This is a genomic window from Rhodoplanes roseus (assembly GCF_003258865.1).
GTDB classification, from domain to species: Bacteria; Pseudomonadota; Alphaproteobacteria; order Rhizobiales; family Xanthobacteraceae; genus Rhodoplanes; species Rhodoplanes roseus.
Genome location: NZ_NPEX01000199.1, coordinates 1 through 11,078 on the forward strand (window position 1 = coordinate 1; position 11,078 = coordinate 11,078).

The 11,078-nt window shown below is 64.8% G+C and carries 9 protein-coding genes; all 9 read left to right on the plus strand.

What is annotated here, in order from left to right:
• Nucleotides 1-446: 446 nt before the first annotated feature.
• Nucleotides 447-1,160 (plus strand): L,D-transpeptidase, encoded by a 714-nt coding sequence (locus CH341_RS22325; RefSeq protein ID WP_111421180.1) that lies wholly within the window; start codon nt 447-449, stop codon nt 1,158-1,160.
• Nucleotides 1,161-1,258: 98 nt separating this feature from the next.
• Entirely contained in the window at nt 1,259-2,035 is a 777-nt protein-coding gene (locus CH341_RS22330) for a DUF2865 domain-containing protein (RefSeq protein ID WP_111421181.1), read from the plus strand.
• 175 nt (nt 2,036-2,210) lie between these two features.
• Nucleotides 2,211-3,029 carry an ImuA family protein gene (locus CH341_RS22335; protein ID WP_146604578.1) on the plus strand — a complete coding sequence of 273 codons (819 nt, stop codon included), beginning with the start codon at nt 2,211-2,213 and terminating at the stop codon, nt 3,027-3,029.
• Nucleotides 2,923-4,506 carry a Y-family DNA polymerase gene (locus CH341_RS22340; RefSeq protein ID WP_245431190.1) on the plus strand — a complete coding sequence of 528 codons (1,584 nt, stop codon included), beginning with the start codon at nt 2,923-2,925 and terminating at the stop codon, nt 4,504-4,506. The genes CH341_RS22335 and CH341_RS22340 overlap by 107 nt, the downstream gene beginning before the upstream one ends.
• A 3-nt stretch (nt 4,507-4,509) precedes the next feature.
• Nucleotides 4,510-5,055: a PHP domain-containing protein gene (locus CH341_RS36330; RefSeq protein ID WP_210208529.1), complete on the plus strand. Its 546-nt coding sequence runs from the start codon at nt 4,510-4,512 to the stop codon at nt 5,053-5,055.
• Nucleotides 5,056-5,198: 143 nt separating this feature from the next.
• Entirely contained in the window at nt 5,199-5,990 is a 792-nt protein-coding gene (locus CH341_RS33825; protein ID WP_146604579.1) for a hypothetical protein, read from the plus strand.
• Nucleotides 5,968-6,984, plus strand: coding sequence for a beta-ribofuranosylaminobenzene 5'-phosphate synthase family protein (locus CH341_RS36495; protein ID WP_111421184.1), 1,017 nt, complete (start codon nt 5,968-5,970; stop codon nt 6,982-6,984). The genes CH341_RS33825 and CH341_RS36495 overlap by 23 nt, the downstream gene beginning before the upstream one ends.
• 1 nt (nt 6,985) lies before the next feature.
• A complete protein-coding gene (locus CH341_RS22355; RefSeq protein WP_111421185.1) occupies nt 6,986-8,593 on the plus strand; it encodes a non-canonical purine NTP pyrophosphatase in 1,608 nt (535 codons plus the stop codon).
• Nucleotides 8,594-9,103: 510 nt separating this feature from the next.
• Nucleotides 9,104-11,078 (plus strand): transglycosylase domain-containing protein (locus tag CH341_RS22360; RefSeq protein ID WP_210208531.1); only part of this gene is annotated, 1,975 nt, incomplete at its 3' end.

Here is an 11,078-nt window from a genome sequence, read left to right on the forward strand (position 1 = left end):
GGGGCCACCCGGAAACGGTCGTGCAAGAAGATGTCGATGTTCATCGATCATCCTCCCGGCCCAGTTCGGAACTGAGCGGCGGAGCCGAGACCGGAGGTCTTCAGGATGACGGAAGACCAGCGGCTTTCGGGACGGACTCTCCCGTTTCACTGAGGTGCGCGGGCAGAACCCGAGGCTCTAAGGGCGACGGCCCGGCCGCTCGTTCTTCGAGGCTCGCTTCGCGCGCAGCTCAGGATGACGGGTCGGATTCAAACGCGATGCAGCCGTCGCTCGTGCCTGATCACGTCGCTCGTGATCACGTCGCTGTGAGGCCCGTGTCACCGACGCTTTTGACGACGGCGTTAACGCTTCGTTTATTTTCAGCCTTAACGGCGTGGAACCGTTTCGCGGGTTGTTCGTTGTAGATGCGGCAGTCGATCTGCCAGGGGAACAAGCAGGGGGAAGACATGGCTCGCTCCGCGAAGCTCAATCTCTTTATCGGTGCGGTCGCCCTGGTGGTCGCCGGCACGTCGTTCGGGTCCGCCAAGGCCGAGCCGCTCTCGCTGTTCGCGCCGGACGGCTATCGCTCCTCGTCGATCGACCGCTACATCCGGGATGACCGGGTGGAGGAGCCGACGGCCCGCGCCGAGGTCCCGGCCCGGCTGCGTCGTCAGGTGGTCGCCTACACGGGCAACGAAGCGCCCGGCACCATCATCATCGACACGCCCAACACCTACCTCTACCTGGTCATGCCGGGCGGCAAGGCGATGCGCTACGGCATCGGCGTCGGCCGCGAGGGCTTCACCTGGTCGGGCGTCGAGCACGTCACCCGCATGGCCGAGTGGCCGGACTGGCATCCGCCGGCGGAGATGATCGCCCGTCAGCCTTATCTGCCGCGCTTCATGGCCGGCGGTCCCACCAACCCGCTCGGCGCGCGCGCCATGTATCTGGGCAGCTCCGTGTACCGCATCCACGGCACCAACGCCCCGGAGACGATCGGCCAGCGTGTGTCGTCGGGCTGCATCCGGCTCGCCAACGAGGACGTGATCGACCTCTACGGCCGCGTGAAGACGGGCGCCAAGGTGGTCGTCATGCCGATCAGCTCGCGCGGCGGCGTGGCGGGCGTCTCTGGAGCCTCGGCCCGCACGGCCGACACCCGCGGCAGCGCCCGCATCAACTGATCCCTTTTCGACGGCGGGGTTTCGGCCCCGCCGTTCTCGTTTGCAGATCCGTTCGTTTTCAGCATTTCTCCGCCCCTGCGGCGTCTTCCGGCACAGCCATGCCCTCCCTCTCCTCGATCACGTCGTCGTCGATCGCATCTGGCGGCCGTGGCCGCCCCGGCCTGCTCGGAGCCGTGCTGATCGCCGTGCTCGCCTGGCCGGCCGTGGCCGGCGCGCAGTCGTGGTCCTCCCCGGCCTCCGCCGGCGGCGTCTTCTCCACCATCTTCGGCAGCCTCGCTGCGCCGCTGGAGCGGCGCGACACGCGCCCCGCCGCGATCCCGACGCTGGCCTACGCCCCGCCCGAGACGCCCGGCCTGCCCGGCGTCGCGCTGCCGCCGGGCGTCACCGTCCCGGACGCCGCGCCGACCACCACGGCCTTTTGCGTGCGCCTGTGCGACGGCCGCTTCTTTCCGCTGACCGCCACCGCCAACGTGACGCCGGCGAAACTGTGCACCGCCTTCTGCCCGGCGAGCCGGACGAAAGTGTTCGACGGCGCCGGCATCGACCAGGCGACGGCTCCGGACGGCAGCCGCTATGCCGCGCTCTCGACCGCGCATCTCTATCGCAAGCAGGTGGTCGACGGCTGCACCTGCAACGGCAAGGATGCGTTCGGCCTCGCCAAGATCGATCTCGCTGCGGACCCGACCCTGCGGGCCGGCGACGTTGTCGCCACCAGCGACGGCCTGAAGGTCTTCCAGGGCGCCGAGGGCCCGAAACACCGGGCCGCCGACTTCACGCCGTTGCGCCGCTCGACGCTGGTCTCCGACGATATCCGCCGCAAGCTGCGGACCCTCAAGGTGGCCAAGGATCTCGAGGCGCCGAAACGCCGGCTGTGAGGCTGCGCCTCGCTCGCGACGACGACGCCACGGTCGCACGACCCCTCGCCGCCGGCGATTTCAACGATTCATCAACCCTCTCCGGCTCTCCCGAAAGACCCGCATCGGGCGTCCTTGACTCTCGTCGGGCTTTCCGGAATCCATAAGAACAAATAGCGAACAACGAGGGCAGATCGTGGTTGTGCCGCCCCCCGATCCGGGCGAGATCTTGCGTGCGCTCCGCAGCCGGGTGGCCGCCCTCGAGGCGCACCGCCCGCCACCGGACGCCGAATCGGCGCTCGCGCTCGGGGTGCCGACGCTCGACCGTGCGCTCGGCGGCGGGCTGTCGCTCGGTGCACTGCACGAGATCGTGCCGGCGACACCGCTCGATCTCGGCGCCGCCGCCGGCACGGTCCTGGTGCTGGCGGTCCACGCGCTGCACCGGGTGCGCCGCTTCGCCCACCGCGAGATTCTGTGGATCCAGCCGGAGCTCGCCGGCCTCGAGGCGGGGCGACTCTACGGTCCGGGCGTCGCCGAACTCGGCCTGTCGCCGGCCCGCCTGATCGAGCTGCGCTTGGCGAGCGAGCGCGACGGCGCCTTCGCCATGGAGGAGGCGCTGCAGTGCCGGGCCCTGGGCGTGGTGGTCGGCGAGTTTTTCGACGATCGCGCCCTCGATCTGGTCGCGCTGCGCCGCCTGTCGCTGGCTGCCACGGCCGGCGGCGGCCTCGGCCTGCTGCTGCGCCACCGCGCCGAGGCGCTGGCGAGCCCGGCCGCGACCCGGCTGGAAATCACCGCCGCGCCGGGGCTGCCCGACGGCTTCGGCGGCCTGGGGCAGCCGACCGTCCTTCTGTCGCTGGAGCGTAACCGTCGCGGCCCGACCGGCCGCTGGCGCCTGACCTGGGATCATCATGAGCACGTCTTCCGCGAAGCGCCGGCTCCTCTCTCTGTGGCTGCGGCGGCTGGCGACCGACCGCATCGCCCGGACGATGCGGAGGACCGGGTCCGGACCGGATGACGCGGACGAGATCCCGCTCGTCACGGCCCATATGGTGAAATCGGCGCAGCGCATCGCCGCGCTGAACGACGCCGCTGCCCGGCTCGGCCTGGCGCCGGGCGTCACGGTCGCGGACGCCCGCGCCCGCCATCCCGGCCTCGCCGTGGTGGAACACGACCCGGCCGTCGACCATCTGCTGCTGACGGCGGTCGCCGACGCCTGCGACCGCTGGACCCCGCTGGTGGCCCTCGATCCGCCGGACGGCCTGATGCTCGACATCACCGGCTGCGCCCATCTGTTCGGCGGCGAGGCGGCGCTCGCCCGCGCCCTCGCGGTGCGCCTCGCCGAGGGCGGCCTCGCGGCCCGCATCGCCATCGCCGACACGCCCGGCTGCGCCGCCGCGGTGGCGCGCTACGGCGCCCGCGACACGCCCGTGGTGGTGCCGCCCGGCGGCCAGGACGCGGCGCTCGCGCCGCTGCCACTCGCCGCGCTGCGGCTGCCGCCCGGCATGGTCGCGTCACTCGCGGAGGTCGGGCTGAAGCGCATCGCCGATATCCTCGACCGTCCGCGCGCGACCCTCGCGGCCCGCTTCGACGGGCTGTTGGAGAAGCTCGACGCGGCGCGTGGCGAGACCGACACGCCGATCTCGCCGCGCCGGCCGATGCCGGCCTGCGTGACCGAGCAGAATTTCGCCGAGCCCGTGCTGCTGGAGCGCGACGTGCTCGACACGCTCGCCCGGCTCGGGGCGCGGCTGGCCCGCGTGCTGGAGTCGCGCGGCGAGGGCGCCAGGCTGTTGGAGACGGCGCTGTTCCGCACCGACGGCCGGGTGGTCCGCATCACGGTCGGCACCGGCGCGCCGCTCACCGATCCGGCCCGCATGGCGCGCCTGTTCGCCGACCGGCTCGCCGTCGGCGAGCCCTGCGATCCCGGCTTCGGCTTCGACCTGATCCGGCTCTCGGCGCTGGCGACCGAGCGTTGCGACCCGGTGCAGGGCGGGCTCGACGCATCGGACGCCACGGCCGAGCTCGCCCATCTGGTCGACCGGCTCTCGACCCGTTTCGGCGCCCGCCGCGTCACCCGCCAGATGCTGCGCGACGAGCACGTCCCCGAGCACGCCACCGCCTGCGTGCCGGCCCAGGCCGCCCGGGTGGCGGGGAGCCGGCACGGGCTCGTCCCCTCGCCGCGCGCCGACGCACTCGTCCCGGCCCGTCCGCTGCGGCTGCTGCAGCGCCCCGAGCCCGTGCAGGCCGTGGCCGAGGTGCCGGACGGGCCGCCGGTGCGGTTCCGCTGGCGCCGCGTGCTGCACGAGGTCGCCGCGACGGAAGGCCCCGAGCGCATCGCGCTCGCCTGGTGGCGCGACGCCGACGGCCACGCCCTCACGCGCGACTATTTCCGCGTCGAATGCCGCGGCGGTTTTCGCGCCTGGCTGTTTCGCGAAGGCCTGTTCGGCCGCGAGACGCCGCACCCCACATGGTTCCTGCACGGCCTCTTCGGGTGAGCCATGACGGCCTATGCCGAGCTCGCCGCGACGACCAACTTCTCGTTCCTGCGCGGCGCCTCGCATCCGGAGGAGCTGGTCCTGCAGGCGAAGGCGCTCGGGCTCGCCGCGCTCGGGGTCGCCGACCGCAACTCGGTCGCCGGCGTGGTGCGGGCGCACGAGGCGGCGAAGGAGCATGGCGTGCGGCTCGCGGTGGGCGCGCGTCTGGTCTTCGCCGACGGCACGCCCGACATCCTGGCCTATCCCGGGAATCACGCCGCCTGGACCCGCCTGACCAGGCTGCTGACGCTCGGCAAGCGTCGCGCCGAAAAGGGGCAGTGCACGCTGCATGTCGACGACCTCACCGCCCATGCCGAAGGATTCAATCTGATCGTCCTAGCGGATGGGCGGCGAGGGCGCGTTTCTTCGCCCTCCCCTGGAGGGGGAGGATCGGGGCGCGCCGAAGGCGTGCATCGGGGTGGGGTGAAGCCCCACGCATTGGCGTCGCGGTCACCGGACCTAGTAAGCGACTTACACGTGCTGCCGATCGTCTGCCGGCGCACACCGTGACGAGCCGAATTAAATGCGCTGTCACGGCAGCTCCGCATCGCAGCACGACCGGAGCAAACTGGAAAGTGGTTGTTGAGAGGGCTGAATTGTAGGTAGGTTGAATCGCGAGAGGCTCACCGCTGGTTAACCAAGCAGGCCTTGGAGTGCGTCTCCAGTTCAGCCGTCTGTTGCGAGCTTTGCAGGAAAAAGCGATGCAAAGGTTTTTTCGTCCTTATAAAACTGTTTGGTTTTTAGGTCATGTGATCATCTTTTTATTGGGGATAATAGTTGTTTATGCGCCGCTCATATCGAACACGGTTGGGGACGCCATTGCTGGTGGGGTGGGGGCGTCGCTGATCGCGGCAGGGGTCGCTGGGTACATATTGTATCTCTATGTATCGCTCTCCGAGGATGATAAACAGAGATATTCTGTCCTGGTTCACGCTGGGCTGATAAACGCATTTAATGCTAGAAGTGTAGTTATCCGAGAGGAGTATGCTTCGCGAATTAGAGACGCGACAGAAATTGATATGATCGGTTTTGGTCTTGCTGCGTTCAGGCAAGACTACGGCGGCGTCTTTACCGACTGGAAAAAAAAGAAAGTGAGAATACTTCTTTTAGATCCTGATTTTCCCAACAAAGATGCATCCTTTGCGGTTCAGCGCGATCGTGAAGAGAAGAACGAGCCAGGTCGAATATCTGGTGAAGTGAATCAATTTATCAATGATGTTAGGGAGATCTGCAAGGAGGGGGTTTTCGAGGTTCGGCTTATGCGAGCTCTCCCGTCCGTAAATTATTTTAGATTAGATCAAGATATATTTTGGGGGCCTTATCTGATAAATGGGCCAAGTCGGAATTCTCCGACTTTCCTAGTGCGAGGAGGGTATCTCGCTGAGGCACTCAAGTCCCACTTTAATGCACTTTGGTTAAATCATGACCTTTCACGCAAGTTTTAGTGGCGACCTTCGCCGGCCCATTCGTGTTGTAGCGCCGGGTAGGGTCCACATCACGCTGCTCGACATGGGCCGATGCACTGCTCGGGCATGTGGCGGAGTCGGCTTCGCGATTGCTGCAAACAGAACGGAGTGGCAATTCAGCGCTGCTAAATCAACGTCGCTAGACGGCATCGATGTGTTAGACAAGGCTGCGCAAATTGAAATCTCTCAATTAATAAGCGCGATAATGATCGAGCGAAAGCTTCCGTGTACTGCAATTAAATTAATAAGAGCGCCGAGGCAGCACTTCGGATTTGGAGCAAAAACTGCATTGCTCACCTCGCTTCTGTATGGGCTGTTTGAACATCATATGTGTGCTCCGTCTCTTGACGAAGTCCGCGCTCTCTCTGGAAGGGGAGGCACATCAGGTATTGGCCTTCATGCGATGTTCCTGGGCGGAATAATTTGGGATGGAGGGCATCTCCAGAGTGCGTATCCGGAATTTGCGCCATCCTCAGCCCGAGCCCCCTGTAGCCCTCCCATCCTATGTTCGCGGTGGCCTTTTCCAGAGGAATTGGAGGTGCTTTTATTTAACGGGGATGGTTCGCGAGTAAGCGGAAAGGACGAGTTGCGCCTATTCAGTAATTCGTGCCCGGTTCCGCAGGATGAGGTTGCAAGAACATTTTTTGCCGTGTTTCATGGTGTGATTCCATCTTTTCTGTCTTCCGATCTGCCCGGTTTGCGAGCGTCTCTTGCGGAGGTTCATGGCTGTGGATTTAAGGCTCGTGAATTGCATGCGCAAGCTCCAAAAGTAAAGTTGACATACAGGAGGCTCACAGAGATTGTTGGAGTGGCTCCCGGCTTGAGCAGCGTGGGGCCTCTTGTGTATGCTGTTTTACGGAAAGACGATCGAAATACCCTCGCAGCGTTACAAGACTGTGCGCGTCGCAACGAGCTTCCAGCTTTCGAAATCGCTCAAGCGGACAATGTTGGGATAGTTACGGAAGCGCTGTAAGATGGATTACCGAGACTCCTTCGCCTTCGGGCGAATTTTGACGCTGTATTTCTACACGTCAAATGCGGACAAGCTTCTGCAGGCGCGGTTGCTCGCGCGTAGGCGCGGGCTCGTTATTCGGCATCTTTCGGCGTCACGAGAGCCGTACGACGAAGACTATTCATCCGACACGCAAACTCTTCTACATAGAGCCGTCGATCAAATTTCCGGCATGTTCGGTATCCGTAATTGCTTTTTTATAGAGGATACTTCGATTCGGCTCGACGCATTTAGTCGCTGTTCCGATTTTCCTGGCATGCGGGCGAAGGAATGGTTTTCTTCCGTTTCGTTTTCCGAGGTCAACGAGCAGTTGCTGCGCGCGGAAAATAACCGCCGTACGACAGTAAAATCGGATATTGCTCTGCATGTACCCGGGCTTAGATCGCCTGTAATGTTCCATTCTGAAACAGAAGGCGTGATTGCGGATACGGAGCCAAGTTTCGCAGCGCAGGTTCAGTACCCGTGGCTCACACCAAAAACCTTCAATGGATGGTTTGTTCCAGACGGGCAGTCTGGTGTGCCGAAGCGTCTTGGGGAGATGGAGTTTGAGTCATCGCTTCGTTACGATTTCAGGGCTAAAAACATAGAACAGCTCCTCGATCGGTATTCTGAATACATGGCTGTAGCGAACCTTCCGTCGCAGAGCTTTACAAATCGGGTGCCCACGCCGCCAGTGGTGAGTCAACTTGAATTGGATTTGCCGCGTTCGCGATCTCTTATTTTGATCATCGGAGGAAAATGCGCCGGAAAGACAACATTTGCCGATCGCATCGCGATGCGTGAGTCTGTTCAGGTTTTCGAAGCTAGTAGTGTGTTCAAGGCGCTTGCAAACGAGCATAACTTCAAGAGCCAATCGGATGGTGATGTATTTTGGTTCTTACAATCGATTGGCTTGGAGTCTGTGGGCCGTGAGGTGGCGCGACTAGTATCCTCGGTGCCCGACCAGACTTGTGTCGTAACAGGTCTTCGTACGATAGAAGAAATATTGTATCTTCAGGATGCGTTTCCTGAGACAATAGTAATATTAATCGAGTCGGATCAAAGAATTCGTTATGAAAGACACATCAAACGCGCGAGAGAGCAGGGACTCGATTCGTTAAGCGAGTTTAGAATTAACGACGAGCGGCAAAGAGAGTATGGTGCTCTCCGAGTTGCGCATGATATTGCAGACTTGGTCATTTCGAACGAGGAGTCGATGGAGCGGTATTTGGCTCGTGTTGATGATGTGTTTGGTCATATCGAAAAAGAGCGAATTCAGTATGCAAGCGCTGCCTCGCCGTCGGAGTTGGAGCGATGTCTCACGGCTCTTAATAAGATTGGAATGGTCGCTACCTGTCAGGAGATCTCGGATAGAACTCAGGAGTCAGGATTTCCCGTGCTTGTGTATAATACGAATAGGGCACTAAAAGCTGCACCAGAGTTTGCGAGGCGTGTTAAGCGCCCCGGTGGGAAACTCAGCTACGAAATTACGGATAGAGGACGTGCGTTATTAACTTTAATGCAGATCCGTCGTCATAGAGTGATTCAAAAGAAAAATGCCATGATGGAACCTAATTGCGGTCAGAAATAAGAATTTCATTTTTTTAATCCCTCCCCGAAGCATCCTTTCTCTGCCTGGCATCTGCTCGTGAGCGCGCTCAGGCACGATGAATTATTTTTGGTCAGCGGGCAGGGCTCTCCGGCCGGCCCCCACTGCCCCCCTCCCTTAACCCGCCCGTAAGCACGTCGCTCCTAGGCTCGCTTGGGGACGTGCCGGCGTCGTGGGGACGCCGGGGGTCGGCGCGTGCGTCGGCCGAAATTCCGGGCGCTGCGGGCGTGCCGGGCGGGGAGAGACATGGCGCCGCCCAAAGATACGCGCGATTCCGGCTCGGCAGGGGGCGGTGGGCCCACCCCGAAGGGCGCCAAGGGGCGCGGCGCGGCCGGGCGGGCCGCCGAGGTGAAGCCGCCGCCCAAGGGCGAGCCCAAGGCGCCGAAGGCGCCCCTGATCGTGGTGGACGAGGACGCGCAGGTCGGCATCCCGCGGCCCGCCGGCAAGCGGCGGCGCGAGAATCTCGACGCGGACGACGACGAGGGGGCGCCGATGCCGCAGGGAAAGCCAGCGTCGTCGCGAACCTCCGGCGGCAGCGGCCCGGGCGGCGCCAGCAAGGCGGGCCCCGGCAAGAAGAGCGCGGCGAAAAAGTCCAAGAGCAAGGCGCGGGGGCCGAAGGGCTCGCTGGTCGGGCGCGGCGTCTACTGGCTCGCCGTGGCCGGGCTGTGGTGCGTCATCGCGGCGGGCGGGCTGTTCGTCTACGTGGCGCTGCATCTGCCGCCGATCCACGCGCTCGAGGTGCCCAAGCGGCCGCCCAACGTGCAGGTCGTGGGCATGGACGGCACGCTTTTAGCGAGCCGCGGCGACATGGGCGGCTCGGCGATCCCGCTCAAGGAGATGCCGGCGCATCTGCCGAACGCCTTCATCGCCATCGAGGACCGGCGCTTCTACTCGCATTTCGGCGTCGACCTGCTGGGCCTCGGCCGCGCCGTCTGGGCCAATGTCACGCGGCGCGGCATCGCCCAGGGCGGCTCGTCGATCACCCAGCAGCTCGCCAAGAATCTGTTCCTGCGGCCGGAGCGCACCATCATGCGCAAGCTGGAGGAGGTGATGCTGGCGCTGTGGCTGGAGCAGAAGTTCAGCAAGCGCGAGATTCTGGAGCTGTATCTGAACCGCGTCTATTTCGGGTCCGGCGCCTACGGGGTCGAGGGCGCGGCGCAGCGCTATTTTGGGAAATCCGCCCGCGAGGTGTCGGTCGGCGAGGCCGCGCTGCTGGCGGGCCTCGTGAAGTCGCCCTCGAAGCTGGCGCCGACCCGCAACTACGACGGGGCCGAGCGGCGCTCGCAGCTGGTGCTCGGCGCCATGGCCGAGGAGGGCATGGTGCCGGACGCCACCATCAAGGCGGCGCTCGCCGATCCGCCCCGGGTGGTGAAGCGCGGCGGCGGCTCGGCCGGCTACGTCGCCGACTGGGTGATGGATGTGGTCAACGACATCCTGGGGCGGGTCGAGGACGACCTGGTGGTCGAGACGACGATCGATCCGGCGCTGCAGATTCTGGCCGAGCGCGCTTTGATCGACACGCTGACCCAGCGCGCCGACAAGTACGGCGTGGGTCAGGCCGCGCTGGTCGCGATGACGCCGGACGGCGGCGTGCGGGCGCTGGTCGGCGGCCGGAACTATCAGGAGAGCCAGTTCAACCGCGCCGTCGCGGCCAAGCGCCAGCCGGGCTCGGCGTTCAAGCCGTTCGTCTATCTCACCGCGATCGAGCGCGGCCTGCGGCCCGACACGCTGCGCGAGGACCGGCCGATCGCCGTGAAGGGCTGGAAGCCGGAGAACTACAAGCACGAGTATCTCGGCCCGGTGTCGCTGACGACCGCGCTGGCGCATTCGCTCAACACCGTCTCGGTGCGGCTCACGCTGGAGTTCGGGCCGACCGCCGTGATGAAGACCGCCTACCGGCTCGGCATCTCGTCGAAGCTGGAGCCCAACGCCTCGATCGCGCTCGGCACCTCGGAGGTGTCGGTGCTGGAGCTCGTCAACGCCTACACGCCGTTCGCCAATGGCGGGCTCGCCACCGTGCCGCACGTGGTGGAGAAAATCCGCGGGCCGAAGGGCAAGGTGCTGTACGGCCGGCCGTCCTCGGTGCTCGGGCGGGTGGTCGAGCCGGCCTATGTGGCGATGATGAACCAGATGATGCGCGAGACCATCCGGGTCGGCACCGCCAAGGGGGCCGGCCTGCCGGGCTGGCCGGTCGCCGGCAAGACCGGCACCAGCCAGGATTTCCGCGACGCCTGGTTCGTCGGCTACACGGGCCACCTGGTCACCGGGGTGTGGTTCGGCAACGACGACTCCTCCCCCACCCGCAAGATGACGGGCGGCGGTCCGCCCGTGGAGGCGTGGTCGCGCTTCATGCGCAGCGCGCATGACGGCGTGCCCGTCGCCGACCTGGTCGGCCTGTCGGGCGCGTCGCCGCCGCTGCCGGCGCCGGCGAGGGGTGGCGAGGGAGTGGCGAGGGGCGGCGAGGGAG

Coding starts and splice junctions, on each gene's coding strand:
- CH341_RS36330 (WP_210208529.1), top strand. CDS start 4,510: ATGACGGCCTATGCCGAGCTCGCCGCGACGACCAACTTCTCGTTCCTG.
- CH341_RS36495 (WP_111421184.1), top strand. CDS start 5,968: ATGACCTTTCACGCAAGTTTTAGTGGCGACCTTCGCCGGCCCATTCGT.
- CH341_RS22355 (WP_111421185.1), top strand. CDS start 6,986: ATGGATTACCGAGACTCCTTCGCCTTCGGGCGAATTTTGACGCTGTAT.
- CH341_RS22340 (WP_245431190.1), top strand. CDS start 2,923: ATGAGCACGTCTTCCGCGAAGCGCCGGCTCCTCTCTCTGTGGCTGCGG.
- CH341_RS22325 (WP_111421180.1), top strand. CDS start 447: ATGGCTCGCTCCGCGAAGCTCAATCTCTTTATCGGTGCGGTCGCCCTG.
- CH341_RS22330 (WP_111421181.1), top strand. CDS start 1,259: ATGCCCTCCCTCTCCTCGATCACGTCGTCGTCGATCGCATCTGGCGGC.